At 64.7% G+C, this 25,443-nt stretch carries 22 protein-coding genes; 12 read left to right on the top strand and 10 right to left on the bottom strand.

Going from position 1 to position 25,443, the window contains the following annotated elements; genetic code table 11:
* Position 1: 1 nt before the first annotated feature.
* The 7 genes from nirB to CS1BSM3_RS24255 form a co-directional block, all read right to left on the bottom strand.
* Complete coding sequence (gene nirB, locus CS1BSM3_RS24285) at positions 2-2,470, bottom strand: nitrite reductase large subunit NirB (RefSeq protein WP_072392079.1); 2,469 nt, start codon at positions 2,468-2,470, stop codon at positions 2-4.
* 20 nt (positions 2,471-2,490) lie between these two features.
* Positions 2,491-2,907, bottom strand: a complete 417-nt coding sequence (locus CS1BSM3_RS24280) for a globin family protein (RefSeq protein WP_072392076.1) — start codon at positions 2,905-2,907, stop codon at positions 2,491-2,493.
* A 29-nt stretch (positions 2,908-2,936) separates the two neighbouring features.
* Entirely contained in the window at positions 2,937-3,737 is an 801-nt protein-coding gene (locus CS1BSM3_RS24275; protein WP_072392073.1) for an ABC transporter ATP-binding protein, read from the bottom strand.
* 11 nt (positions 3,738-3,748) lie between these two features.
* Entirely contained in the window at positions 3,749-4,672 is a 924-nt protein-coding gene (ntrB, locus tag CS1BSM3_RS24270; protein ID WP_072394486.1) for a nitrate ABC transporter permease, read from the bottom strand.
* A 47-nt stretch (positions 4,673-4,719) separates the two neighbouring features.
* Positions 4,720-6,009, bottom strand: coding sequence for a CmpA/NrtA family ABC transporter substrate-binding protein (locus CS1BSM3_RS24265; protein WP_244540651.1), 1,290 nt, complete (start codon positions 6,007-6,009; stop codon positions 4,720-4,722).
* A 421-nt stretch (positions 6,010-6,430) separates the two neighbouring features.
* Positions 6,431-7,690: a CmpA/NrtA family ABC transporter substrate-binding protein gene (locus CS1BSM3_RS24260; RefSeq protein WP_244540600.1), complete on the bottom strand. Its 1,260-nt coding sequence runs from the start codon at positions 7,688-7,690 to the stop codon at positions 6,431-6,433.
* On the bottom strand, positions 7,687-8,289 hold the full coding sequence (locus tag CS1BSM3_RS24255) for an ANTAR domain-containing response regulator (RefSeq protein WP_072392067.1): 603 nt from the start codon (positions 8,287-8,289) through the stop codon (positions 7,687-7,689). The genes CS1BSM3_RS24260 and CS1BSM3_RS24255 overlap by 4 nt, the downstream gene beginning before the upstream one ends.
* Positions 8,290-8,494: 205 nt before the next feature.
* On the opposite strand from CS1BSM3_RS24255, the gene CS1BSM3_RS24250 reads away from it, so the two are divergent.
* The gene (locus tag CS1BSM3_RS24250; RefSeq protein ID WP_072392064.1) at positions 8,495-9,742 is read left to right on the top strand and encodes a pyridoxal phosphate-dependent decarboxylase family protein; all 1,248 of its coding nucleotides are present in this window, start codon (positions 8,495-8,497) and stop codon (positions 9,740-9,742) included.
* 12 nt (positions 9,743-9,754) lie between these two features.
* On the opposite strand, the gene CS1BSM3_RS24245 is transcribed toward CS1BSM3_RS24250, so the two are convergent.
* Complete coding sequence (locus CS1BSM3_RS24245; protein WP_072392061.1) at positions 9,755-10,849, bottom strand: carbohydrate kinase family protein; 1,095 nt, start codon at positions 10,847-10,849, stop codon at positions 9,755-9,757.
* Between the two features lie 412 nt (positions 10,850-11,261).
* Between CS1BSM3_RS24245 and otsB the strand changes: the two genes are divergently transcribed.
* From otsB to CS1BSM3_RS24205, 8 genes are all read left to right on the top strand, one after another.
* Positions 11,262-12,017 carry a trehalose-phosphatase gene (gene otsB / locus CS1BSM3_RS24240; RefSeq protein WP_072392058.1) on the top strand — a complete coding sequence of 252 codons (756 nt, stop codon included), beginning with the start codon at positions 11,262-11,264 and terminating at the stop codon, positions 12,015-12,017.
* Entirely contained in the window at positions 12,010-13,818 is a 1,809-nt protein-coding gene (locus CS1BSM3_RS24235) for a glycoside hydrolase family 15 protein (RefSeq protein ID WP_072392056.1), read from the top strand. Before otsB ends, CS1BSM3_RS24235 begins: the two co-directional genes overlap by 8 nt.
* Entirely contained in the window at positions 13,815-15,203 is a 1,389-nt protein-coding gene (locus tag CS1BSM3_RS24230; RefSeq protein ID WP_072392053.1) for an alpha,alpha-trehalose-phosphate synthase (UDP-forming), read from the top strand. Before CS1BSM3_RS24235 ends, CS1BSM3_RS24230 begins: the two co-directional genes overlap by 4 nt.
* A complete protein-coding gene (locus CS1BSM3_RS24225; protein WP_072392050.1) occupies positions 15,200-16,141 on the top strand; it encodes a glucokinase in 942 nt (313 codons plus the stop codon). Before CS1BSM3_RS24230 ends, CS1BSM3_RS24225 begins: the two co-directional genes overlap by 4 nt.
* 112 nt (positions 16,142-16,253) lie before the next feature.
* Entirely contained in the window at positions 16,254-16,574 is a 321-nt protein-coding gene (gene sugE, locus CS1BSM3_RS24220; RefSeq protein WP_072392047.1) for a quaternary ammonium compound efflux SMR transporter SugE, read from the top strand.
* A 229-nt stretch (positions 16,575-16,803) separates the two neighbouring features.
* Positions 16,804-17,367 (top strand): sigma-70 family RNA polymerase sigma factor, encoded by a 564-nt coding sequence (locus tag CS1BSM3_RS24215; RefSeq protein WP_072392044.1) that lies wholly within the window; start codon positions 16,804-16,806, stop codon positions 17,365-17,367.
* Entirely contained in the window at positions 17,364-18,032 is a 669-nt protein-coding gene (locus CS1BSM3_RS24210) for an anti-sigma factor (RefSeq protein WP_072392041.1), read from the top strand. Before CS1BSM3_RS24215 ends, CS1BSM3_RS24210 begins: the two co-directional genes overlap by 4 nt.
* A gap of 43 nt (positions 18,033-18,075) precedes the next feature.
* Positions 18,076-19,809, top strand: a complete 1,734-nt coding sequence (locus tag CS1BSM3_RS24205; RefSeq protein ID WP_072392038.1) for a S8 family peptidase — start codon at positions 18,076-18,078, stop codon at positions 19,807-19,809.
* Positions 19,810-19,873: 64 nt separating this feature from the next.
* Here the strand turns inward: CS1BSM3_RS24205 and CS1BSM3_RS24200 are convergent, their stop codons facing one another.
* Positions 19,874-21,040 (bottom strand): NADH:flavin oxidoreductase/NADH oxidase, encoded by a 1,167-nt coding sequence (locus CS1BSM3_RS24200; protein WP_072392036.1) that lies wholly within the window; start codon positions 21,038-21,040, stop codon positions 19,874-19,876.
* Between the two features lie 151 nt (positions 21,041-21,191).
* Between CS1BSM3_RS24200 and CS1BSM3_RS24195 the strand changes: the two genes are divergently transcribed.
* Together CS1BSM3_RS24195 and CS1BSM3_RS24190 are read left to right on the top strand one after the other, a co-directional pair.
* Complete coding sequence (locus CS1BSM3_RS24195) at positions 21,192-22,301, top strand: LLM class flavin-dependent oxidoreductase (protein ID WP_072392034.1); 1,110 nt, start codon at positions 21,192-21,194, stop codon at positions 22,299-22,301.
* Positions 22,302-22,330: 29 nt separating this feature from the next.
* Positions 22,331-22,729 (top strand): carboxymuconolactone decarboxylase family protein, encoded by a 399-nt coding sequence (locus CS1BSM3_RS24190; RefSeq protein ID WP_072392032.1) that lies wholly within the window; start codon positions 22,331-22,333, stop codon positions 22,727-22,729.
* Positions 22,730-22,732: 3 nt separating this feature from the next.
* Here the strand turns inward: CS1BSM3_RS24190 and CS1BSM3_RS24185 are convergent, their stop codons facing one another.
* Positions 22,733-23,824 carry a hypothetical protein gene (locus tag CS1BSM3_RS24185; protein ID WP_072392030.1) on the bottom strand — a complete coding sequence of 364 codons (1,092 nt, stop codon included), beginning with the start codon at positions 23,822-23,824 and terminating at the stop codon, positions 22,733-22,735.
* Between the two features lie 264 nt (positions 23,825-24,088).
* Between CS1BSM3_RS24185 and CS1BSM3_RS24180 the strand changes: the two genes are divergently transcribed.
* Complete coding sequence (locus CS1BSM3_RS24180; RefSeq protein ID WP_072392027.1) at positions 24,089-25,435, top strand: APC family permease; 1,347 nt, start codon at positions 24,089-24,091, stop codon at positions 25,433-25,435.
* Positions 25,436-25,443 lie beyond the last annotated feature (8 nt).

Here is a 25,443-nt window from a genome sequence, read left to right as displayed (position 1 = left end):
GTCATTCCGCTGCCTCCGCGCGCGTGAGATCAGCGAGCGGGCGGAACTCGTGGGCGTCCTTGCCCTGCGCGCGCTCGGCCCAGGGATCGATCTGCGCGAACTTCTGCGAAAATACGAAACGATCATGGAGCGCGCGGCGACGCTCCAAGTCGTCGAGGACGTGCTGGCGGATGGAGTCGATCCCGACGCGCTTCGCCCATTTGTAAATGCGCTCCAGATAGCGGCCCTGCTCGCGATAGAGCTGCACGAGCGCTGCGATCACCTCGATGACCTCGTCCTCGGTATCGACATGGCCAAGCAGCTCCGTCTGCTTCACATCTAGGCCTGCGGCGCCAGCGAAGTGAATGTCGTAGCCCGACTCGACACAGATGACCCCGACGTCCTTGCAAGTCGCTTCGGCGCAATTGCGCGGGCAACCCGAGACCCCCATCTTGACCTTGGCGGGTGTCCACGAGCCCCACATGAAACGCTCGATGCGGATGCCGAGACCGGTCGAGTCCTGCGTACCGAAGCGGCACCAGTCCGTACCGACGCACGTCTTCACTGTGCGCAGCCCTTTGGCATAGGCAGCGCCAGAGACCATTCCGGCATCATTCAGGTCGCTCCACACGGCGGGCAGGTCCTCCTTGCGCACGCCGAGCAGGTCGATGCGCTGACCGCCCGTGACCTTCACGCTCGGAATTGCGAACTTATCGACAATGTCGGCGATCGCGCGCAGCTCCTTCGCGCTCGTCATGCCGCCCCACATGCGCGGTACGACGGAGTACGTGCCGTCCTTCTGGATGTTGGCGTGCACGCGCTCGTTGATAAAGCGCGACTGGCCGTCGTCCTGGTATTCGCCGGGCCACGTGGACAGGAGATAGTAGTTGAGCGCTGGGCGGCAGCGTGCGCAGCCGCACGAGGTCTTCCATTCCAGCGCCTGCATGAGCGCAGGAATGGACTTCAGCTCCTGCGCGACAATGAGACGGCGCACGTCGTCATGGCCGAGGTGCGTGCAGCCGCACATGGGCTGAACGGCGGTAGGATTGTAGCGATCGCCGAGCTTGAGCTTCAGAATCTGCTCGACGAGGCCGGTGCAGGAGCCGCATGAGGCCGAGGCCTTCGTGCGCGCGCGCACGTCGTCGAGCGAAGTCAGTGAGAACGCGTCGATGGCGCCCGTGATCTTGCCTTTGCACACGCCGTTGCAGCCGCAGATCTCTGCCTCATCGGGCAAAGCTGCAACGGCCGCCGTAGGGTCTGCGGGGCCACCAGCGGCGAAGCTCGGCCCGAAAATGAGCGTGTCGCGCATGGGCGCAATGTCCGTGCTCTTGCGCAGGAGGTCGAAGAACCACGCGCCGTCTGTGGTCTCGCCGTACATGACGACGCCGATGAGCCGATCGTCCTTGAGCACCAGGCGTTTGTAGATGCCGCGCGCCGCGTCACGCAGCACGATCTCCTGGCGATCCTTGGCATCGGCGAAGTCGCCCGCAGAAAAGAGATTGATGCCAGTGACCTTGAGCTTGGTCGCCGTGGCGCTCGGGACGAAGCGCGGCTCCGCGTCGCCGGCGAGGTGCGATGCTGCGACGCCGGCCATTTCGTAGAGTGGCGCGACAAGGCCGAAGACCTGCCCGTCGACCTCCACGCATTCGCCGAGCGCGAAGATATCAGGATCGCTCGTGCGCATGTCGGCATCGACTAGAATGCCGCGCTTGCACGCGATCCCGGCCTCCTTGGCGAGCGCGACGCTTGGGCGGATGCCGATCGCCATCACCACCAAGTCCGCCGGAATCTGCGTACCGTCCTCGAGTTCGACGGATATCACGCGCGAAGGTCCTAGGCGGATATCGCTGCCGATGAGCTGCTTTGTGTTCGCCTTGGTGATGACCCTGATGCCGCGCGCCTCGACGGCCTTCTGAAGGAGATGGCCGGCCGCCACATCGAGCTGGCGCTCCATGAGTGTCGGCATGAGGTGAAGCACGGTTACGTCCATGCCCTGCTCTTTGAGGCCGGCCGCAGCTTCGAGCCCAAGCAGTCCGCCGCCGATCACGACGGCGCGGCCGCCCGTACGCGCGGCGAGCAGCATGGCGTGCACGTCGTCGAGATCGCGGTACGTGAGGACTCCGGCCAGATCGTGCCCCGGCACCGGCAACACGAAAGGCATCGAGCCCGTCGCAATGATCAGCTTGTCGTAGGAGGCAACTTCGCCGGGTTCCGAGCGGACGGTTTTCGCCGCGCGGTCGATCTCGACGATCTTGTGTCCCTTGTAGAGCGTGATGCCGCGCTCGACGTACCAGCCATCGCCGTGGATGACGATGTCCTCGAAGGTCTTCTCGCCGGAGAGGACAGGCGAGAGCATGATGCGGTCGTAGTTCACCCGCGGCTCGGCATTGAAGATCGTGACGTCGTAGGCGTCAGGCGCGATCTCGAACAGCTTTTCGAGCGCGCGCCCCGGCGCCATGCCATTGCCGATGACGACGAGCTTCTGCTTCATGGCGTTTCCGTCTCTGCTGCTCAGGCGGCCTTGGGATAGGCTTCTTCGATCATCACGCCGGATAGAAGCGTGTAGGCGGCGAGCCAAGCGTCGCGCGTCTCGGGCGTGAAGTCGTCGCCGAGGCCCTGCTCGAGCGTCCAGATGAGCGCCGCGCCGACAGGCACGTAGTGCTCGGCCGTCACGCCATAGCCGACGTGCTTCACCGCGAGCGCCTTTGCGGCTGGCAGTATGGTATCCGGCGCCTTGAGGCCGTTGACGACGACGGCGAGTGTCGTCATCAGCTTGCGCCCCTGCTCCTTCATGTCGCCGCGGAAGAGCGGCTTCACCTCGGGCGCGACCTCGAAGAGACGGCCATAGAAGAGGCTGGCCGCCGTCTCTGCGATCGGCACGACTTTGGCGAATGAGGACTGCACGAGATCAATCTGGCTTGGTGTCACTTTGCAGCTCCCTTTCTTGCGAGACGATGCTATGCGGCTTGCAATGATGGCGCGCGGTGGCGCTCGTAGAGGAACTTCAGGACGGACTCGCGTGCGCGCAGATAGGTCGGGTCGGAGCTGAGCTCCAGGCGCTTGCGCGGACGGGGCAGGGCGACGTCGAGGATCTCACCGATCGTCGCGGAAGGACCGTTGGTCATCATGACGATGCGGTCGGAGGGCAGCACGGCCTCGTCCACATCGTGCGTGATCATGATGACGGTATTGCCGAGCCGCGCGTGGATCTGCATGACCGAGTCTTGCAGGTGCGCGCGGGTGAGAGCGTCGAGCGCGCCGAATGGCTCGTCGAGCAGGAGAACCTTGGGCTCCATGGCGAGCGCACGAGCAATGCCGACGCGCTGCTTCATGCCGCCGGAGATCTCAGCCGGAAGCTTGTCCTTGGCGTGCGTCATCTGCACGAGATCGAGATTGTGCATGGTCCAGTCGTGGCGCTCGGCGCGCGATTTGGAATTCCCGAACACCTTGTCCACGGCGAGCTTGACGTTCGCGTAGACACTGAGCCACGGCAGCAGCGAATGGTTCTGGAAGACGACAGCGCGATCCGGGCCCGGCTCGCGGACTTCCTGGTTCTCGAGCAGGATGGCGCCGGTCGTGATGGGTGTCAGGCCGGCGACCAGATTGAGGAGCGTCGACTTCCCGCAACCCGAGTGTCCGATGATCGAGACATAGGAACCGCGCGCGATCGTCAGGTCGATATCGCGCAGGACCTCGGTCGTCGCGGTGCCGCGGGCAAAGCTTTTGGAGACGTGGTCGACCTTCAGAAATGGCGTCATGACTTGTCTCCTCAGGTGGCCTGGGTGCCGCGAGTCGCGAGATGGCCGATGCCGGCAACCATGCGGTCCAGCACGAAGCCGACAATGCCGATGTAGACGAGCGCGACCACGATGTCGGAGAGGCGCGAGGAGTTCCACGCATCCCAGATGAAGAAGCCGATGCCGACGCCGCCGGTGAGCATCTCGGCTGCGACGATGGCGAGCCACGAAAGGCCAATGCCGATCCTGAGGCCCGTGAAGATGTACGGCGCGGCCGACGGGATCATGATCCGCCAGAAGAACTCCAGATGATTGAGGCGCAGCACTGCAGCGACGTTGCGATAGTCCTGCGGAATATTGCGGATGCCGACAGCGGTGTTGATGATGATCGGCCAGATCGCCGTGATGAAGATCACGAAGATCGCGGATGGATTGGCATCGCGGAAGGCAGCGAGCGAGATCGGCAGCCAGGCCAGTGGCGGCACGGTCCGCAGCACCTGGAAAATCGGATCAAGGCCGCGCATGGCCCACACGCTCTGGCCGACGAGCGCGCCGAGCAGGATGCCCGCGATCGCCGCGAGGCCGAAGCCCATGACGACGCGCTGCAGCGATGTCATGACGCGCAGTCCGAGGCCAATGTCCTGCGGTCCGTTGACGAAGAAGGGATCGACGATGAGATCCTTGGCGTCCGCCCAGATCTTCGACGGTGGCGGGAGGCTCGCTTTCGGGCCGCCGCTCGCGAGCTCCCAAACAAGCAGGAGCGCGCAAAGCACGATGATCGGCGGCACGATCACGGCGAACCATGATTGCGCCACGGCCCACATGCGCTCCGCGAAAGGTGCGCGAGGTGGTGCAAATGCGATGACCTGCGCCTCGTTGCTTCTCGCTGCAGCCACAAGCGAAGCAGAAGCTCCGGGTGAGTCCAAAATGATGTTGTGCGCGCTTTGCGCCGTCATCGGCTCGCTCTCCTTGGTCAGGATGTCGGGGGACTTCACGCGGCGTCTCAGACCATCGCGCGCTTGATTGCGAGCGTCTTGAGGTAGGCCATCGGATCCGCAGGATCGAACACCTTGCCGTCGAAGAATTTCTCGGCGCCGCGGCTCTCGCCTGCGGGATAGTCCTTGAGGCCAAGGCCTTTCGCTGCCTCGACCCAAAGATCCGAGCGGTTCGTCTTGTTGACGAGGCCCTTGATGTCGAAGTCGGGCTCGAACTTGCCCCAGCGAATGTTCTCGGTGACGAACCACATATCGAGGCTCTTCCAGGGATAGGAGGACTCGCCCTTCTCACCCCAGAACTTCATGCGCAGGTTCGAGCCCTGGACCTTGCGGCCGAGACCGTAGTTGATATCGCCCTTGATGCGGCCGATGATGTCGGGAACAGGCACGTTGAACCACTGACGGCGGCCGATGATGGCGGCCATCTCGTCCTTGTTCTCCATCTTCTCGCACCACTGCTGCGCTTCCATCACGGCCATGAGGATGGCGAGCGTGGCTTTCGGATTGGCATCCACCCAGTCCGCGCGCATGCCGAGGATCTTCTCGGGGTGCTTGAACCAGAGCTCACCTGTCGTGATGGCGCTGTAGCCGATGTCCTGGTTGACGAGCTGCTCGTTCCAGGGCTCGCCGACGCAGAAGGCATCCATGTTGCCGACTTTCATGTTGGCAACCATCTGCGGGGGCGGCACGACGATGGTGGAGACGTCCTTGTCCGGATCGATGCCGCCGGCTGCGAGCCAGTAGCGGATCCAGAGATCGTGCGTGCCGCCGGGGAAGGTCATGGCGACCTTCACTTCCTTGCCCGAGGCCTTCTTCTTCTCGAAAGCCGCTTTCAGCGGCGAGGAATCGGCTTTGATGGCGAGTTCCTTGAACTCGTTGGAGATCGAAATCGCCTGGCCGTCCTCATTGAGGTTCAGCATCGTGTACATGGGCAAGGGCTGATTGTTCTGCATGACCTTGCCGGTCGAATAGAGGTGCACCTTCGGGCGCAGGATGTGACCGCCGTCGATGCCATTGGCCTTGGTGCCGAGCGCCATGTTGTCGCGCGTCGAGCCCCACGAGGCCTGCTTGAGGATCTCCATGTCGGGCATGCCATGCTTGGCGTAGAAGCCCTTCTCCTTGGCGATGATGAGCGGCGCGGCATCCGTCAGCGCGATGTAGCCGAGCTTCGTGCCCTTGACCTCGGGACCGCTGCCTTGCGCAAACACGCCGCCGGGGAACGCGGCCTTGATCGACGAGAGCAGTGCCGCCGTGGCTGCCGTCGCCGCCGCTTGCCGGACGAACGTGCGACGGTCCATCGCGATTTCGGCGGCCGCCGGACGGACGACGGTCTTCGAAGCTCTCGTTTTGCGCATTGCGTGTGCTCCTCGCTGTTCCCTTTGACGTCGTGCCCGCCCGCGCTTCCTCGCTTTCGTGTTGTCCGGCTCTGCTCCGGGCATAAAAAAAGCGCCGCGACATGATTGGAGCGACCTTCAATCGAAGGCCTTCCTTTCTGTCGGCGGCGCTGCCGGTAGCCCGTCGTTGGGCTGGGAAACTGGGACTGGCTTTGGTTAATCTACAAAGCAGGAAGCGTGCCAGTTCGCGAGCAATTCTAAAAATGATTATAAGTCAGTGATTTGATCTACGGTCTCGGAGTTGAGCGGCGTCGCGAATGACGGGAGATGCCGATGAGTTTTCAGGCGTTTGCGAGCTTATTGTGCAGCGCAACCGGGCTGCATGTCAGCGTGGGCCATCTGCTTTGACGGGCTGCGATGCGAGATAGTCCTCGATGCGCTCGGGATCGAAAATCCCGCCATCGAAGAAGCGATCGGACGCGAGAAAGAGGCGGCCCACTGTCGACGGCACGGCAGTCTCTGCGGTGATTGCGCCTTCGATCTTCGCGTTTGCCGTCGGCAGCGGCACGTCGAGCGGGGCAAGTGCTGCGCGGTGAACATCGGGTCGGTAGGTCGCTTGCGCGCGGGCATAGCCATCGGCGCTCATCTTCGTCTCACCCCAGCGAACCATCTGCGAATAGAACCACGCCGCATGGCTCTTCCAAGGGAAGGTCGCGGCGGATCGCGAGAAATTCAGGAAGCCGCTGACTTGCATCTCTTCGCCGTTGTCGAGCGCGATGCGGCCGTCGAGGTTCGCTTCCAGGATCTCGGCGGGCAAGTCGAAGATCTCGGGCCGCGCCAGTAGCCGCGCGAGCTCGCCGCGGTTCGCGGGATCGTCACACCACACGGCCGCTTTGTAGACCGCGCGGATCAGCCGGAAGTGGCGTTCGGGATCTGCATCCGCCCAGTCCTGCGCGACGCCGAGAACCTTCTCGGGGCTGGCGCGCCAGATGGCGATGTTCGTCGTCACGCAGCGGCCTGATCCCGTGACGGAGGCCACGCGCCCCCAGGGCTCGCCGGCGCAGAAGCCGTCGATCTGGCCGGCCGCGAGCGCTGAGGGCATCAGCGGCGGCGGCACAGCGACAATGTCGATCTCGACGTTCGGCAGGATACTTGCCGCCGCGAGCCAGTACGAAAGCTGATACGTGTGCGCAGAGTGATGATGGACGACCGCGAAAACGAGCTTCGGCGCCCCTTCGCGCCGTCTGCGCGCGGCGACCTCGGCGAGCGCACGCGCCGTGCCGGAAGCCTCGAGGCGGGTCGGTGCGCCGGCTGCCTTCAGATCCGCCCATAAGGCACGCGACACGGTGATCGTATTGCCGCCAAAGCCGAGCATGAGCGGCACGATGAGGCGATCGGGGAGCGGCGTCAGGCCCAGGCACGCGGCAATGGGCATCGGCGCCAGCATATGCGCCGCATCGAGATGGCGCACGGCAATGCGGTCGCGCAGCGTCGCCCACGAGGCTTCCTTGGTGAGGTTCACGCGCAATCCTTCGGCCTCGGCAAAGCCGAGCAGGCTCGCGGCCACAACCGGAGCGCAGTCCGTCAGCGGCATGAAGCCCATGCGCACGAGATTTGGATCACTGGATCGCGCCGAGCGCATCATATGCCTTCCTCCTCGCCGAGCAGCCGGGCGGCCGTGATCAGGCTCTCGGCTATTTCGGCGATACGCTTGTTCTGCTGCATGGCCGTCGAACGAAGGAGTGCATAGGCGCTCTCCTCGCTGAGGCCGCGCGTACGCATGAGAATGCCCTTGGCGCGCTCGATCCGCTTGCGCTCGCTGAGCTCGCTACGCGCCTGATCCAGCTCCTGGCGCAGACGCTCGAAGGCGCGGAAACGGCGGATCGCCGTATCGAGGATCGGCTTGATCCGCTCCTTCTTGAGACCGTCCACGACGTACGCGGAGACGCCGGCGTCGATGGCGGCCTCGATAGAGGCATCGTCCGTGCGGTCGACGAACATGGCGACCGGCCGCTTGGCCGCCCGCGAGACCTGGAACATGTGCTCGAGCGCGTCGCGGTTGGGGCTTTCGAGATCAATGACGATCACGTCCGGGTCGAGCTCGACGATCCGGCGCATGAGCCCCTTGGCCTCGTCGATGACCGTCACGCGCGCCTGCCCGGCCTCCTTCAAGCCTTCCTCGATGATGGAGGCGCGGATGCGGTTGGCGTCGATGACGAGGATGTGCAGCGCACGGTCGCTCATGGCGCCATCTTGTGTGCGCTGCACAATAACCGCAAGATATGGGAATTGCCGGATTTTCAGGCGCTCCTGGCGGAATTCTCGTCAGAAGCGCACGCGTATGGCCAATGGTCCGGTTCCTTCCGGTGCCCCTTGTTCATTGACGGGCTGCGCAACGCGATGTTTGGGTGCGCGACTGCTCAAAAAATGGACGAGGAAAGTAGCTGCCATGCGCAAGAGCCTGCCGGCCAAGGGACGGTCACGCGACGCCATTCTCGCCGAGATGCGGGACATGAAGGGCGGCGACGCGGACTGGCAAGGCGGGCGCGTGCCGCTCTTCGTCTTCAAGGCCAATGACGAGGTCTCCGAGGTCGGCAAGGAAGCCTTCTTCGAGTTCTTCACGGAGAACGCGCTCGGCGGGCGACGCGCCTTCCCGAGCGTCAAGCGCATGGAGGACGAGGTCATCGCCATGGCGCTGAGCCTCTTCAATGCGCCGGACGATGCCCAGGGCTTCATGACGACGGGCGGTACGGAGAGCATCATTCAGGCCGTGCAGACGTGCCGCGACTGGACGCGCAAGCAGCGCAAGATACCGACCTTCCGCGGTAACATCGTCGCGGCGGAGTCCGTGCATCCGGCTTTCAACAAGGGGGCCGGCCTTATGGATCTTGAGGTGCGCCGCGCACCCGTCCGCGCGGATCTCGCTGCCGATCCCGCAGCCATCGAGGCGTTGATCGACGACGACACGATGATGATTGTCGGCTCTGCGCCCTCGTTCCCCTACGGCGTGATCGATCCTATTCGCGAACTCGGTGCGCTCGCCGAGCGGCGCGGGCTCTGGCTGCACGTGGATGCTTGTGTTGGTGGCTATCTCGCGCCATTCGTGAAGATGCTCGGGCGCAATATTCCAGATTTCGACTTCTCGGTACCCGGTGTCAGCTCGCTCTCTGCCGATCTGCACAAGTTCGGCTTCACGCCGAAGCCCGCTTCGACCGTTTTCTACCGCACGCCTGAAAAAGCCGCGCATCACGGCTTCGATTTCGATCAGTGGCCCAATGGCCGCTTCCTGACCTCGACCATCGTTGGCACGCGACCGGCGGGCGGCGTCGCGGCGGCCTGGGCAACATTCGAGTTCCTCGGCGTTGAAGGCTACAAGAAGATCGCGCGCGATCTCATGACATTCGTCGATGCGTACAAGGCTGGCATCGGCGATGTCGACGGGCTCGAGATACTCGGCAGTCCGCACCTGTCGATCATCGCCTATGGTTCGAGCGCGTTCGACATATTCCGCGTCGCGGAGATCATGCAGGCCAAAGGCTGGCTGCCAGGCCTCGTGCAGAAGCCGAAAGGTATTCACCGCATGATGTCCATGCTGCACGCGCCCGCGCTCGACGCCTATCTCGCCGATGTACGCGCGGCTGTGGGCGTGGTGCGCCAGGAAGGCGAGAGCCGCAGCGCGATCAAGGCGACGTACTGAGCGCACGGGCGCTCAGATGCGCCATTGGCTGATGGCGAGTTTGCTACCGGCGCTTGTCAGTGCGGTATCGAGCGCGGCACGGCCGAGAAGGCCGCCCTGCGTGTCGATGTAGCCGACGACGGACGCTGAGTTGAGCGCGGCAGCACGCATGGCATCCTCTGGCGCGCGACCCTCGGCAAGGAACGTCGCAAGAGTCGCGGCATAGGCGTCGCCCGCACCGGCCGTGCCAGCCACCGTCGCCGGCGCCGCCGGGCAAAAGCGGATGCGCTCGCGATCGGCGAGGAAGGAGCCGGCCGATCCGTCCGTCACGAGCACGTAGCGCGCTCCCGCATTGCGCAGTGCTGTGAAGAACGAACGCAGGCTCAGGTGATAGCCGCCGCCGGCGAGGCCCTGACGTGCAAGCGTGCTCGGCGGCTCCTCGCTGTCCGGGCCGAGTGGTGGTCCGCCCTCGCCGACTTTCCCCGCGATCGTTGGCACGAGCGCCGAAGCCTCGATTTTGTTCACCACGAGCAGATCGATGTCGCCGAGTGCGTCCTGGAGCGTGACGCCGCGGCTCGAAAGCTGACGGATGCCGGGATTGGTCGCGAGGAAGGCGCCGGTTCGCTTGGCCTCCGCAAGAATGCGCGGCAGACGATCGGCAGAGCGGTTGGAGAGAGAGGAGACGTGTACGAGATCGACCTCGAAGGCATCGGGCTTCAAGTCGCCGTCCTCGAGCAGCGTGTTGGCGCCGCGGAACGTGAAGATCGCGGCATTCCGTTCATGAGAGGAGATCATGACGGCAGCGCCTGTCGCTGCGCGCTCGTCGCGGCTGAGCCAGCGCGTGGACACGCCCTCCTGCATGAGGCGCGAGAGAACGATCTCCGCGCGCTGATCGCGCCCGAGCTTGGCGAGTGTCGAAACATCGATGCCGAGCCGCGCCATGGCGACGGCTGCGTTGACGGCGCCGCCGCCTGTGTGCGTCGAGATCTCGAGCGCCTCGGTCTTGTGGCCTTCCGCGAGCAGGAGAAAGGATGTTTCCGCATTGAGCATTGTCATGCGCTCGATGCGGCTCGATTCGATGATGGCGATGGTATCGATCATCGCGCTTCCGATGGTGAGCGCCTTCATAGATGCCTTCCGCTGGCCTTCCCACTCTTGCTGCCGGGAACCAATTCCCCCTCGCGGGCGTTCCAACCCCGGCGCGCGGGGTTGTTCGCCACGACCGCGCGCCCACGAGCATACGGGGAAACTTGCGTGCCCCGGCAATGAGGTTCAAACTAACATGCATAGAACGATCGTGATGCCGTGCAACTACATCTTGAGTTGCTCGGCTTGAGCGGTGGGCAGTTTGCGCCAAACCCTGGGGGCGGGCGCATCGAGGTCCCATCGGCACCCTGCCACTTGCCGTCCGGCGCGGCACTAGAGCAACGGACTTGAAATTCGCCTCACCTCGAGGCCGGGCAGGGAGCGAATTTCAAGTCCAAAGACGCTTTAGCCAGCACAATGAGGCCAACCGAAGGAGAGCATCGTTTACATTCCAATGTCGCTGCCGAGCTTAGGCGCACCCGACCAGGTTGCCTTCTTTCTTGATTTCGACGGTACGCTCGTCGAGGTTGCCGAGCGGCCTGATGCGGTGCGCCTGACGGAACGGACCCGCAACGCGCTGAGCCGGCTGACGGACGCGACGGGCGGCGCCGTCGCCGTGATCACGGGGCGTGAGATCGCTGACCTCGATCGGTTTCTGGCGCCCTTGCGACTGCCGGCCGCCGGCGTTCACGGCCTCACGCGTCGCACGCGCTCGGGTGAGAACCACGCCGCACCCATCGATGAGGAATTCCTGCGCCATGCCGAGCTTCTGCTGGCGCCGCTCGTATTGAGCGAGCCCGGCCTCCTGCTCGAGCGCAAGTCGAACGCGGTCGCGCTGCACTATCGCTCGCGACCCGACCTCGAGGCGGCGTGTCGCGATGTCATGGACGAGCTCGCAGGAATCTCGCGCGGCATCCAGATCAAACGAGGGAAGATGGTCTTCGAAGCGAAGCCGGCGCTGGCCGACAAAGGAACTGCAATCATCGACTTTCTCAAGGAGCCGCCTTTTGCGGGGCGCCGCCCGTTCTTCGCGGGGGACGATGTGACGGACGAGGATGCTTTCGCGGCCGTGAACAAGCTCGACGGGATCACGGTCAAGATCGGTCTTGGCGAGACGATCGCGCAGCATCGCGTCGCCGGCACGGCAATGTTCCTCGACTGGCTCCATGCCACATCGCTGGCTTTCATGCGCGAGGTGGCCAATGACTGACGCGGCGAAAGCTTTCAAGAGCACGCTCGATCTGGCCTTGGTCGGCAACTGCTGCATCAGCGCGCTCGTCGATGGGCGAGGGCGCATTGTGTGGAGCTGCTTTCCCCGCTTCGACGGCGATCCCGTGTTCCACGCGCTTCTCGGCGGACCGACCGGCGCTCCGGGTGAGGGCTGCTTCGAGATCGAGCTCTTGGATGCAGCCTCCTTCAGCCAGAGCTACGTCGGCAATACGGCGCTCGTGCGGACCGTGGTCGAAGGGCCGTCGGGCGCCATCGAGATCATCGACTTCGCGCCCCGCTTCATCTGGATGCAACGGCGCTTCCGACCGCAAATGCTTGTCCGGCGCGTGCGCCCGCTGCGGGGGAGCCCGCGCATCAGGATCAAGGTCAAGCCGCGCTATGAATACGGCCGCACGGCGCCGCTCGTCGCCTATGGCTCGAACCACATTCGCTACATTGGCTCGGGCGTGTCGCTGCGGCTCACGACCGATGCACCGATCGACTACGTTGTCGCCGAGACGACCTTCATTCTCGATGAGCCCATCAATCTGATCTTCGGTCCCGACGAGACGCTGACGAGCGGCGTTTCCGAGACCGCGCGCGATTTCGAGGAGCGCACGACGCAGTACTGGCGCGACTGGGTGCATCGCCTCGCGGTGCCGCTCGAATGGCAGGATGCGGTGATCCGTGCCGCGATTTCGCTGAAGCTGTGCAGCTACGAGCCGACCGGCGCCATCGTCGCCGCCATGACGACCAGTATTCCCGAGGCCGCCGGATCCGCCCGCAACTGGGACTACCGCTTCTGCTGGATACGCGATGCCTTCTTCGTCGTGCGTGCGCTCAATTCGCTGGCTGCCGTGCGCACCATGGAGCACTACTTCCGCTGGATGATGAACATCGTTGCCGATGCACGCGAAGGCCATATCCAGCCCGTCTACGGCATCGGTCTTGAAAAGCAGCTCACGGAGCGGGAGATCGTTGCCCTGCCCGGCTATCGGGGCATGGGGCCGGTGCGTGCCGGCAACCTCGCTTATCGCCAGTATCAGCACGACACCTATGGTAATATGATCCTGGGCGCCGCCCAGGCCTTCGTCGATCGACGTCTCTTCATGGAGGCCGGTGCAGTCGAGTACGCGCGCCTGGAGACCGTCGGTGAGCAGGCTTTCCTGCTGCACGACAAGCCCGATGCCGGCATCTGGGAGCTCAGAACGCGCGAGCGCCCACACACCTCGTCCGCGATCATGTGCTGGGCCGGATGCGATCGCCTCGCCAAGATCGGGCATCATCTGGGGCTCGTCGATCGCGCGCAGATGTGGCGCCAGCGTGCCGATCAGATCAAGGCCACGGTGCTCGCACGGTCCTGGTCGGACAAGCGTAAGGCCTTCGTCGAGAGCTTTGGTGGCCAGCACCTCGACGCGAGCGTGCTACTCATGGCCGAGGTCGACATGATCGACCCGAAAGACCCGCGGTTCGTCTCGACCGTCGACCAGCTCGAAAAGACGCTGGCGCGCGGGCCATTCATGATGCGCTACGAGGAGCCCGATGACTTCGGTGCACCCGAGACGGCCTTCAATGTCTGCGCTTTCTGGCGCCTCGATGCGCTGGCGCGGATCGGCCGTCGTGAGCAGGCGCGCGAGATCTTCGAAGGGCTTCTCGCGGCGCGCAATCCGCTGGGGCTCATGTCGGAGGACACCGACGCGGCAACCGGCGAAGCATGGGGCAATTTTCCGCAGACCTATTCCATGGTGGGGATTATCAACGGAGCTGTGAGGCTCTCGAAACATTGGGAGTCGACCGTATGAGCCGCCTGATTGTCGCCTCCAATCGTGTTACCGATATCGACAAAGCCGTGCAGTCCGGCGGGCTGGCTGTCGCGCTGGAGGACGCACTCCAACGTGGGCGCGGGCTCTGGTTCGGCTGGGATGGCACGACCGTCGACGAAGATGCCTCTCTCGGCATCAAGCTGCAGCAGCACAATGGAATTCGTACAGCAACGATCCCGCTGACGCGCCGCGACTACGAGGAGTACTACCTCGGCTTCTCCAATCGCGCGCTCTGGCCGACCTTCCACTATCGGCTCGACCTTGCGCATTTCGAGCACGCCTTTCTCGAGGGCTACCGGCGGGTCAACCAGCGCTTGGCGCAGTCGCTGGCCGCGCTTATCGAGCCCGACGATCTGATCTGGGTGCACGACTATCACCTGATCCCGCTTGCGGAGGAGTTGCGCCAACAGGGCGTGAAGGAGAGGATCGGCTTCTTCCTGCACATTCCCTTTCCCTCGCCCGATTTCTTCTCGGCCATTCCTGATCACGCGTGGCTGGCGGAGGTCATGTTCGCCTACGACGTTGCCGGCTTCCAGACGACGAGCGATGCCGCGAACTTCATTCGCTATGTCGTCGAGAACGCAGGTGGCGAGGCTCTCGGCGATGACCGCGTGAGGGCCTACGGCAAGACGATCATCGCGCGTGCCTTCCCGATCGGCATCGATCCCGATTCCGTTTTCGAGATGGCGCACACGCCCGAGGCGGATGCGCACATGGCACGCCTCCAGCGCCGCAGTATGGCGAACATGTTCGTGCTCGGCGTCGATCGGCTCGACTACACCAAGGGCCTTCCTGGTCGTATGCGTGCGTTCAGGCGTTTGCTCGAGCTCTATCCCGACCTGCGCAAGCGGGTCACCATGATGCAGATCGCGCCGCCGACGCGCGAGGAGGTGGAGGCCTATACGGATATCCGTCAGGAGCTCGAAGGGCTCTCGGGCTCGATCAACGGCGAGTTCGGCGATTTCGACTGGACGCCCGTGCGCTACATCCATCGCGCCATTCCGCGCGCAACCTTGGCGGCGCTGTTCCGTGCGAGCCAGGCGGGTCTCGTCACGCCGCTGCGAGACGGCATGAACCTCGTCGCCAAGGAGTATGTTGCATCGCAGGATCCCGAGGATCCGGGCGTGCTTGTGCTCTCCAAGTTCGCGGGCGCTGCCGAGGACCTCGTTGAAGCCATCCCAGTCAATCCATACGATACCGATGAGGTGGCGGTGGCGCTGCACACCGCGCTCACCATGCCCGTCGCAGAGCGCCGCGAGCGCTACGAGAGCCTGATCGTGCGCGTCCGAAAGAACAACGTCACGCGCTGGCGTGAGACATTTCTCGAGGCGCTCAGATCCGCGCCCGTGGAGCGGGCATCATGACCGGCCGGCGGATCGTTGCGGATGTGGGCGGTACGAGGAGCCGCTTCGGCATCAGCCGCGGCCCCGGAGATCTGAGTGAGATCCGCGTCTACCCGACGGCTGGGCAATCCTCCTTTGCCGAAGCGCTCGCGACCTACGTGATCGACATCGGCGCCGGCCCGGCGGAGGGCTGGTGCGGCGGCGCCTATATTGCTGCCGCCGGCCCCGTCGACCAGGGCGCCGTGCAGCTCACGAACGCGGCATGGTCGATCTCGGCACGCGAAGTCTCACAGCATCTGGGTGGCGTGCCTGTCGCGCTCGTCAATGACCTCGAAGCCGTGGGCTTGCTGCTGCCGCATCTGCAAGCTTCCGATCTGGCGCCCATAGGGAGCATCGCACGCGCAGAGCTGATCGGCAGCCGCATTGCCGTCAATGTCGGCACGGGCTTCGGCGCGGCGACGGCTGTCCGTGTCGGCGGTACGCAGTGGGCCATCGCGGCCGGCGAGGCCGGGCACATGTCGCTTGCGCCCACGACGGCAGAGGAAGCGGCCGTATTCGGCTTCGGGCGGACTGTCGAGGATTTGCTTTCGGGTATTGGCATCAGACGCCTGTACGCGTCGCACGCGCGCGGCGCAGCACGTGGCGATCGCGCCGCCGATACCGTCTTTGCTGCGGCGTCCACGGATCCTGCCGCGGCGCGAACGGCGCAGATGTTCTCGCGGTTGCTCGGGCGGATCACGGGTGATCTCGTGCTGGCGACGGCCGCATGGGACGGCGCCTTTCTCTGTGGCGGTGTCGCCAAGGCGTGGCTCGATGTTGCGGACGTCGGGGCCTTCCGCGCGGCTTTCGAGGACAAGGGGCCGATGCGCGCGCGCATGTCCAGTGTGCCGACATTTGCGATTACCGTGCCCGAGCCGGCCCTGCTCGGTCTCACGCACGCCGCACCGCGCGCAGGCTGACGCCTCTGGTCTCGGGCCAGAATGGTCCTATATTCTCTTCTTGCTGAGGACGACCTCGGCGCCGCGAAGGCAAATATCCTGGGGACGACCCCGCTAGTTGGAGATCGTCCCCATGGCCTGGGCGCTGCTCGTTGCTGCCGGTATTCTCGAAATCGGCTGGGCAATCGGACTCAAATACACGGACGGTTTCACGCGGCTCTGGCCCTCGGTCTGGACGATCGCGGCCATGGTGCTCAGCATGTACCTGCTGGCACTTGCTGCACGCACGCTCCCGATCGGAACGGCTTACGCGGTGTGGGTTGGGATCGGCGCCGCCGGGGCCATGGTGCTCGGCATTGCGCTCCTTGGCGAGCCGCGCACCGCCGCCCGGATCGTCTGCGTCGGCTTGATCGTGGCCGGTGTCGTCGGGCTCAAGGTCTTTGATACGGCTTGAGTATTTGACGCCTTGAACCTCGGAGCGTGCTGCGGCGACCAAAGCTCCGAGGTTTCGGGCCCCGATTGGGCCTGTTAACTGCATTCAGCCGAAATCATGCCATAGGATGGCGCCGGCCCCTGCCTCGGGGGCTGGCGGACCCTCGGCCGAGCGGCCAGAAATTTTCTGCCGAATTGAATGAACCAATTTTCATCTCGCTGCGACAGAGCCAATAGATCCAGGTTGCGCAATGCAGGACCAGACGGATGACCGGACGCTGATCACTCGGATCGCGGGTCAGGACCAGGCGGCACTGCGGGCGCTGCTCGGACGGCATCAACTGCGCGTCTACCGGTTCGTGCTGCGTATCGTCCGCCGGGAGGCCGTCGCCGAGGAGGTGACAAATGAGGTATTTCTTGAAGCATGGCGGAACGCCGGCAGCTACGAGGCCCGATCTTCGGTCGGGACTTGGCTGCTCTCGATCGCGCATAACCGCGCCGTCAGCACGCTGCGCCGACGCCGCGAAGAGACCATCGACGAGGAAAGTGCGGGGGCCATTGCCGATGACGGCGATGACCCCGAGGTCGTGGCGCAGAAGCTCGACAAGGCTGAAGCCATGCGGCGCTGCATCGCCGTCTTGTCGGCCGAGCACCGCACGATCATCGACCTCGTCTACTATCACGAGAAGTCGATCAACGAGGTGAGTGAGATCCTGAACATTCCGCTGAACACGGTGAAAACGCGGATGTTCTATGCACGAAAGAAACTCTCGGAGCTGCTGGCGGCAGCAGGAATCGACAGAGGGTGGCCATGAGCGGGATCGACGAACAGCTTTCCGAGCGCGAGGAGATCGAGATGCTCCTCCCGTGGTACGTGACCGGCAAGCTCGATGCTGCCGACACGGCCCGTGTCGAGACTTATCTGCAGCATCATCCCGACATGCGGCGCCAGCTTGCGCTCATTGCCGAGGAGCAGACGGCGACGATTGCCGGCAACGAGGCCATCCGGCCGCGGTTCGCCTCGGCCGATGCGTTGCTCGCACGCACGGCGACGCCGAGCAGTGTCGCCAGGTCGTGGCTCTCAGGCATTGTCGATGCGGTGAAGGATCTCTTCCAGGCGCCGACGCCCGGAGCCGTGCGCTGGGCTGCGGCTGCGGCGGCCGTCATCATCTTCGTGCAGGCTATGGCCGTCGGTACGCTGTTGACGCGGGAGGGCGGCAGCTATCAGACGGCATCGCGCCCTGGCGTCGAGGCTCAAATGGCGCCGGTCGCCATGGTCGCGTTCACGGATCAAGCCTCGGTCGGCGCCATTGCCTTGCTGCTCTATGATCAGCAGTTGCGGCTTGTTGACGGGCCGCTGCCCGGCGGTTTCTACAGTGTCCGGTTCGTCGATCAGCCTTCGCCAGATGAGCAGCAGCGGCGCTTGGCGGCCGTCATGAGCCGAAAGGATATCGTCAAGGCAGTCCTGCCGAGCCGCTGAGGTGTAGTAGATCGGCATTCATTAGGTCACTTGGATACGCGCCATGGCCCTGAATTTTTTCTCGTCCGCTCGTGCCACCGTTCTCGGCGCTCTCCTCGCGCTGCTGGCGTTCGCTTTCCACCTCCCGGCAGAAGCGCAATTCAGCCCGCAGCGGGGCGGCGGTGGCGGTGACCGCATCGGACCATCGAGCGGTGGCCGCGGCGGTATCGGTCCCATCATCGGTCCGAACGTGATCATCAGGGGGGGCATTGGCCCGATGGCGCGCCCCGATGATGAGGGCCGCAGACGCAGACCCGGTCGCCGTCCGGGCGCTGGAAAGTATTCCGACGAAAAATCGAACAAGCCGCGCTGCGGCGTGCGCGGGCGTCCGCCATGCTCGGACAAGACGGCTGGCGATAGAAAGCCCGGCGACAGGAAACCCACGTGCGGGCTGCACGGCAGACCGCCCTGTGGAGACAAGACGGCCGGCGACGGGAAGTGCCGCCAGGACCGTGCCGGCCGCTGGCATTGCCCGGACCGCTCGCCGCCGGGTGGCGGCCGTATTCCGCCCATCATCGTGCTTCCGAATCCGGGAAGCGGCGACAGCGGACCTCCGCCGCGCGCCTACGGCACGCGTCAGGAGCGGATGCCGCAGGGCCGTGCGGCCGCGCCGAGCCCATCGGTCGCGCGACAGGTCCTCGTTCTTGTCGCAGCAAACCAGCCGGGCGCGATCGAAGCTCAGCTCGCGCGGACACATCGCTTGCAGCTCGTCAGCAGCACGAACGTGCCCCTGCTCGAGGCGCGCGCGCAGGTCTATCGCATCGGCGACCAGCGCCCCATGCAGGCAGTTGTCTCAGCGCTGTCGAGCGACCCGCGCGTGATGATGGTCCAGCAGAACATGGTCTATCAGCGTCAGAGTGGTGCAGGTGGCGCCGCGCGCGCTGCCCAATACGGCTTCGACATGGTCGGCGTACCGAGTGCGCACGAGTTGGCGACCGGACGCGGCGTCAAGATCGCCATCATCGATTCAGGCGTCGATCAGGAGCACCGCGATCTTACTGGCGCAGTCGGCGAAGCTTTCGATGCGACCGGCAACAAGGATTCCAAGCCGGACATTCATGGCACCGCCATCGCCGGCATCATACGTGCTCGCGGCCTCGTGTCGGGTGTCGCGCCCGATGCGACATTGCTCGCCGCGCGCGCCTTCTTTGCCGTGCCGCGCCGCGAGCTGCCTGAATCGACGAGCTTCATCCTGCTGCGCGCGCTCGACTGGTCGGTGCAGCACGGTGCACAGGTCATCAACCTGAGCTTCAGTGGCGCGCGTGACCCGGTGATCGAGCGCGCCGTCGCGGCCGCCGCGCGGCGCAACGTGATCCTGGTGGCTGCTGCCGGCAATGGCGGCCCGAAGGCTGCGCCGGCCTATCCCGCGGCATACTCGGGAGTCATTGCCGTGACCGCGCACGACAGCGCCGGCCGGCTCTACACGTATGCCAACCACGGCACGTACATCTCGGTCGCGGCGCCGGGCGTCGACATTCTCGTGCCGGCGCTGAGGAATGGCCACATGTTCATGTCCGGCACGTCGATGGCGGCGGCCTACGTGTCCGGCATCATGGCGCTGATGCTCGAGCGGGCGCCGCATCTGAGGCCCGAGGATGCCATGCGCGTCCTCTCCGAGACCGCGCAGGATGTCGGTGAGTCAGGCCGCGATGAGTCCTTCGGTGCCGGTCGCGTACAGGCGCGCGCCGCGCTCGATGCCCTGCACGACAGCGCCAAGGCTGTCGGAGTGCGGCAGTAGCCGTCGCGCCGATCAAGCAACGGCAGCGCCCCGCGGACCCAGGGATAGCGGCGCGCTGCGCTCTCTATGAATTGCCGAGACCGTTCGACCACGTCGAGGGCTTACCCTCGAAAGCAGACTTCGCGCGCTTGGCGAGCCAGTAGCGCATGGGCGGCGGCACGAGCAGGAAGTCCGGGTCGGCGCCGAGCTTCTGCGCGGCATCCATGGCCCAGTTGGGATTATACATGAGTTCGCGCGCGAGCGCGATCAGGTCGGCGCGGCCCTCGCGCAGGATGGCTTCGGCCTGATCGGCGTGCACGATGTGACCGACGGCCATGGTCTTGATGGCCGCTTCCTTGCGGATCGCCTCCGCATAGGGAACCTGATAGCCGTATTTCTTGGAGCGCTCGCCATCCATGGGTGAGTGCGCGAGCGTGCCGCCCGACGAGCAGTCGATCACGTCGATGCCCTTGTCCTTCAGGAGACGCGAGAGGCGGATGCTTTCTGCGGGACCCCAGCCCGCATCATCCTCGCAGGAAAGGCGCATGAAGAGCGGCTTCTCCGCCGGCCAGACCGAGCGCACGTGCTCGGCCACCTCGAGGGCGAAGCGCATCCGGTTCATCTCATTGCCGCCGTACGTGTCCGTGCGCTGGTTCGCGACGGGCGAGAGGAACTGGTGGATCAGGTAGCCGTGCGCGGCGTGGATCTCGAGCACATCGAAGCCGGCCTTGTCGGCGCGGATGGCGGCATCGCCCCACTTGCCGACAAGGTCTCGCACCTCGTTGTGAGAGAGCGCGCGCGGCACAGGTGCCTTCTCCGAATGCGGCACCGCGCTCGGCGCGACGAGCTCCCAGCCTTCCCAATCATAGATCTCGGCTTCATCGCCCTTGAGGGGCTTACCGCCCTCCCATGGCCGCGTGAGCCGCGCCTTGCGGCCCGAGTGTCCGAGCTGGATGGCGGCGACCGCACCCTGTTGCTTGATGAAGGTTGCGCAGCGCGCGAGGCCCTCGATGAAGCTGTCGTCCCACAGGCCCGTATCACCGACCGTGCCACAGCCGTTCCGCGCCACCTTGGTCGATTCCATCATGACCATGCCGGCGCCCCCGGCGGCATAGCGACCGGCATTCATGAGATGCCAGTCGGTCGCGTGGCCCTTCACCGCCGAGTACTGGTGCATGGGCGCGACGACGACGCGATTCTTGAGCGTCACGCCGCGCAGCTCGAGCGGCGTGAACAGCATGGGCATGGTCATCTCGGCTTTCCTCCCGTCATTCTGCCGAGGGCGGAGCTACTCTTCAACGTCATGCCCCCATTCACACGAAGCAGAAGGAGTGACCGCCCAGACTTTCCGCGATAGCCTCGCGATCAGGGAGAAAACGTCAAGGCAAAAGAAGGGAGCGGCAATGACCAGGCCAGCGCGCTATGCCGTCCAGATCGGCGCAGTGGACGCGGAAGGCGCCAGCGATGCGACGCTCTACCGCGAGGCGGTGGGCGATGCGCGCCGCGCACAGGAGCTCGGCTACGAGGCCGTGTGGCTCGTCGAACATCATTTCTCGGACTATTACCCGACGCCCAATCCGCTGATGTTTCTCTCGCATATCGCGGCCGCTTGCCCAGGGCTCGGGCTCGGGACCGCCGTGATGGTGCTGCCGTGGTACGATCCCGTCCGCTTTGCCGAGGACGTCGCAATGCTGCGTACGCTCACGGACGGTCCGCTGCACATCGGTATGGGACGCGGGACGGCGAAGCTCGAATACGATGCCATGCGTGTGCCGATGACTGAAGCGCGCGAACGCTTCCGCGAGTGCTGGGAGGTCATGCAGCTCGCGCTCGAGGGCAAGCCCTTCCGCTACAAGGGCAAGCATCTGGTGCTCGACCGCGATATCCTGGTTCGGCCATTGCTCGGCGCGAACCGGCCGAATTTCTATGGCGCCATCGGTAGCCCGGAGAGTGCGGAGATCATGGCCGATCTCGGTCTGCCGCCGCTCTCGCTCGCACAGTTCCCCGACTATCTGCTGCTCAAGATCCTCTCGCGCTGGCGCACGCGCGCTGCCGCCCACGGCTTTGAGACCGATGTTACGCTGCCCATTAGCTGCAAGTGCTTCATCGGCGATACGGAAGCTGAGGCGCGCGCGGAGGCGCGTCATCATCTCTCGCGCTATTACAAACTTCAGGCCGAGCACTACACGGTCGACTCGACGCCCTGGGCGGATATCGAGGGCTATCAGCAGTTCGCGAAGATCTTCGGCGGCATGAAGGAGATGGCTGACCCCGCGAAGATCGACCCGATCCTCGATCGTAATCTCGTCGGCACGCCGGAGACGATCGCCGCGCAGATCACGCGGCTGCGCAGCATCGGCTTCGACTATTTCATTGTCTCGAATGCGACGGCTGGCGTGCCGCGCGAAGCTCGTCACCGCATGATGCGCCGGTTCATGGAGGAGGTGGCTCCGATCGTCGCGCGCGCGCCGGTGCCCGACGTGCCTGATATTCCCGCGCGTGCCGCCGAGTAGTTCACGATCACAAGCCGGAGGAGTGCCCGATGACGACGAGCGAGGTCTACAAGCGCGGCGAGGCCATGCGCCGCAAGTTGCGTGGCGAGGAGGACTTCAAAAACAACCAGGCGAGCTATGCCGCCGACCCGCTGATGAAGAAGTTCATCGACGTCGCGACGGAGGGCGTATTCGGCGTGCTCTGGACGCGCCCTGGCCTCGATCTCAAGACGCGCACCCTCGTCTGTGTCGTTTCGGACGCTGCGACGGGCCGCTATCCCGAGCTCGACATTCATCTGCGCTTTGCGCTCAAGCAGGGCTGGACGGAGGAAGAGCTGACCGAAGTCCTCCTGCACCTGACGGGCTACGTCGGCCTGCCGATCATTCGCGAGGCCATGCTCGTTGCTTCCGAGGTCTTCAAGAGCGTGAAGGAGGAGAAGGCGAAATAGCGCCTACCCCCGAGGGTAGCCGCGCACGCGCGCGAGAAGATCGCGCAGCGGGTCGTCGGTCCATGCGCGCAGCAGAAAGTCGTGGTGTGTCGCATCGCTTGCTGCGGGAACAATGGCGACATGCCCCGGCTCGATGCGCTGCGGAATGCTATCGAACGCCTTCACGCCGCGCGCTTCGATGAGGGATTTCAGCTCGTGATTCCGCCCCTCGGTGGACTGCGTATAGGTGCTGAGCAGGAAGGCATTGGGCGTGCGTGCGACCCAATCGGCGAAGACGCCCATCTCGCCGTAGGCCGCATCGAGCAGCACGATGCCGCGCAGGCGTGATCCGAGATCGCCATTACGGATCGCCCAGGCCGCGGGGCCGACGCCGCCGCTGTAGGCGACGATCACGACCGGCAAGCTGGCAAAGCTCGCCTCGGAGCGCAGATCGCCGTGCATGACGGCGAACCGACCGGCGACCTCGTTGACAAAATCACGGAGAGCACCGCGCTGCCAAAGCTTGCCGGCGCTGGAGTCCGAGGCGTTCACGGCGAACTGCGGGGCTGCCAGCACGGCGTTCGTGCGCGAGGTCGAGACTTGCCAGGGCACACGCTGGCGCATGAACACATCGCGGCGCAGGTTGGCGCGGTGACCATGGAAGTAGAGCACCAGCAGGCCCGGCCGCCGGATGTCGAAGCCCTTGGGAATGTGCAGGAGCACGCGCGGGTCGTTGTAGCGCTCGTCCTCCCAGTAGACGCGGCCACCTGCCGTGCGATGGAAGCGGCGACCGGTCTCGTCGGCCTCGATGAAGGGGCGATTGGCGCCCGGCATTATGCCCTGATAGGGGAAGGGCGCGGCGCTGAGGGCCGCGAGCCGCGTGACCGATTTTGGCAGGGGGCCCTGGCGCGAGGTCACCGGATGCGGGGTCGGCACGACGGACACGACCCAGCCACTGGTGGCGACCCGGCGGGTGTGTTGCTGCTGTTGGGCAGAGGCCGGCGGCGCAAGTCCCGCGAACAGGCCCGCGAGCAGCACAAGGCGCATGATAAAGCCGGCCACGCAGCAACGCCGCGTCGCCTGGAGGGCCAGCGCTGATGTCTCCGGTGTGCTCATACGGCCGGTCAAAGCCCTCCCGCGGCGCGCCCTCGCGGGCGGCACGCAATTCTCATTCCGGTGCAAAGCTCGATTCTGAGTATGGCATCACATTCTTGGCCAGAACGTGGTTAGGGAGCCGTGAACGCATGGCCTGTATCCTACGTGTGGCCCACCTGTACTGTCGGGTGCACGGATAGGCAGCAGGCCAACGGAAATAATTGTTAGGCCCCACAACGTTAAGCTAGAGTGCTCCGTAGCTAGACAGCCGAAACGCGAGAGACGATGGCTTCCACTGACAGTACTAAACCGGCCTCTGCTGCAGGCGAGACCGGACCTGCCACCGTCACCCTCGCAACAGCCACCGCGTTGGCTGTGGCCGACATGATCGGGATCGGCGTATTCACGAGCCTCGGCTTCCAGGTCCGCGATCTGCCGACCGGCTTTTCTGTCGTGACACTCTGGACTGTCGGCGGCATCGTCGCACTTTGCGGTGCGCTTTCCTATGCCGAGTTGGCGACCGCGCTGCCCCGCTCGGGCGGCGAATACAACTTTCTCTCGCGCATTTATCATCCGGCACTCGGTTTTCTGGCCGGATGGATCTCGGCGACGGTCGGTTTCGCGGCACCGGTAGCGCTCGCGGCCATGGCCTTCGGCGACTACTTCGCAGGTGTCTTTCCCGGGGCACCAAAGCTGTGGCTTGCACTCGCCTCCGTCTGGGGAGTGACGCTCGTCCTTTTGAGCGGGGCGAAACCTGGCGCTCTCTTCACGAATGTCGCCACCTTCCTCAAAGTCGCCCTGATCGTGGGGCTCATCATTTGCGGTCTGGCTTTCGGCACGCCGCAGCCCATTTCCTTCGCGCCTTCGGCCAGCGATCTCAGCTATATCGTGAGTGCGCCGTTCGCGATCGGCCTCATGTACGTCATGTACTCCTACTCGGGCTGGAACGCGGCGACCTACATCGCCGACGAGATCAAGGATCCTGCGCGCACTCTGCCGCCGGCCCTCGTCGCGGGCGTCATCATCGTGATGGTGCTCTACGTCGCGCTCAACGCCGTGTTCCTCTACACGACGCCCATGGAGCGGCTCGCCGGGCAGCTCAATGTCGGCTTGGTTGCGGGCGAGCATATCTTCGGCGCCGGCGGCGGGCGCATTGTCGGAGGCCTGATCTGCTTCGGCCTCATCTCGGCGATCACCGCCATGATGTGGATCGGACCGCGCGTCACCATGGTCATGGGCGAGGACCTTTCGGCTCTCTCGTTCTTTGCCAAGAAGTCGGCCGGGGGTGTCCCGGCGCGGGCGCTCGTCCTCCAGCTCGGCGTCGCGACCTTCCTTCTGCTCACACAGAGCTTTGAGCGCGTGCTCGAGTTCGTTCAGTTCGGCCTGCTGTCCTGCTCGCTGCTCGCCGTCATCGGCGTCATCGTCCTCAGGATCAGGCAGCCGCACCTGCCACGTCCGTTCCGGGTCTGGGCCTACCCGTTAACCCCGTTAATCTTCGGAGTGGTGACGCTCTTCATCCTGGTTTATCTGGTGCGCGAAAAGCCGGTGCAGTCGCTCGCCGGCTTGGCGCTGATGGCGACGGGGCTCGTGGTATTCGCCCTCTCGCCGAAGCGCCCGATCAAGAACCGCTGAATGGAGCA

It is taken from the genome of Hyphomicrobium sp. CS1BSMeth3 (genome assembly GCF_900117415.1).
Taxonomy (GTDB): domain Bacteria; phylum Pseudomonadota; class Alphaproteobacteria; order Rhizobiales; family Hyphomicrobiaceae.
This window is presented reverse-complemented; position numbering and strand designations above follow the sequence as displayed.

Bases quoted from the DNA above. Each gene is read 5' to 3' on its own strand.
- ntrB (WP_072394486.1), bottom strand. From the start codon at position 4,672: ATGACGGCGCAAAGCGCGCACAACATCATTTTGGACTCACCCGGAGCT.
- nirB (WP_072392079.1), bottom strand. From the start codon at position 2,470: ATGAAGCAGAAGCTCGTCGTCATCGGCAATGGCATGGCGCCGGGGCGC.
- CS1BSM3_RS24225 (WP_072392050.1), top strand. From the start codon at position 15,200: ATGACCGGCCGGCGGATCGTTGCGGATGTGGGCGGTACGAGGAGCCGC.
- CS1BSM3_RS24185 (WP_072392030.1), bottom strand. From the start codon at position 23,824: ATGAGCACACCGGAGACATCAGCGCTGGCCCTCCAGGCGACGCGGCGT.
- sugE (WP_072392047.1), top strand. From the start codon at position 16,254: ATGGCCTGGGCGCTGCTCGTTGCTGCCGGTATTCTCGAAATCGGCTGG.
- CS1BSM3_RS24205 (WP_072392038.1), top strand. From the start codon at position 18,076: ATGGCCCTGAATTTTTTCTCGTCCGCTCGTGCCACCGTTCTCGGCGCT.
- CS1BSM3_RS24180 (WP_072392027.1), top strand. From the start codon at position 24,089: ATGGCTTCCACTGACAGTACTAAACCGGCCTCTGCTGCAGGCGAGACC.
- CS1BSM3_RS24210 (WP_072392041.1), top strand. From the start codon at position 17,364: ATGAGCGGGATCGACGAACAGCTTTCCGAGCGCGAGGAGATCGAGATG.
- otsB (WP_072392058.1), top strand. From the start codon at position 11,262: ATGTCGCTGCCGAGCTTAGGCGCACCCGACCAGGTTGCCTTCTTTCTT.
- CS1BSM3_RS24190 (WP_072392032.1), top strand. From the start codon at position 22,331: ATGACGACGAGCGAGGTCTACAAGCGCGGCGAGGCCATGCGCCGCAAG.
- CS1BSM3_RS24200 (WP_072392036.1), bottom strand. From the start codon at position 21,040: ATGACCATGCCCATGCTGTTCACGCCGCTCGAGCTGCGCGGCGTGACG.
- CS1BSM3_RS24245 (WP_072392061.1), bottom strand. From the start codon at position 10,849: ATGAAGGCGCTCACCATCGGAAGCGCGATGATCGATACCATCGCCATC.
- CS1BSM3_RS24265 (WP_244540651.1), bottom strand. From the start codon at position 6,009: ATGGACCGTCGCACGTTCGTCCGGCAAGCGGCGGCGACGGCAGCCACG.
- CS1BSM3_RS24255 (WP_072392067.1), bottom strand. From the start codon at position 8,289: ATGAGCGACCGTGCGCTGCACATCCTCGTCATCGACGCCAACCGCATC.
- CS1BSM3_RS24195 (WP_072392034.1), top strand. From the start codon at position 21,192: ATGACCAGGCCAGCGCGCTATGCCGTCCAGATCGGCGCAGTGGACGCG.
- CS1BSM3_RS24215 (WP_072392044.1), top strand. From the start codon at position 16,804: ATGCAGGACCAGACGGATGACCGGACGCTGATCACTCGGATCGCGGGT.
- CS1BSM3_RS24250 (WP_072392064.1), top strand. From the start codon at position 8,495: ATGCGCAAGAGCCTGCCGGCCAAGGGACGGTCACGCGACGCCATTCTC.
- CS1BSM3_RS24230 (WP_072392053.1), top strand. From the start codon at position 13,815: ATGAGCCGCCTGATTGTCGCCTCCAATCGTGTTACCGATATCGACAAA.
- CS1BSM3_RS24275 (WP_072392073.1), bottom strand. From the start codon at position 3,737: ATGACGCCATTTCTGAAGGTCGACCACGTCTCCAAAAGCTTTGCCCGC.
- CS1BSM3_RS24235 (WP_072392056.1), top strand. From the start codon at position 12,010: ATGACTGACGCGGCGAAAGCTTTCAAGAGCACGCTCGATCTGGCCTTG.
- CS1BSM3_RS24260 (WP_244540600.1), bottom strand. From the start codon at position 7,690: ATGATGCGCTCGGCGCGATCCAGTGATCCAAATCTCGTGCGCATGGGC.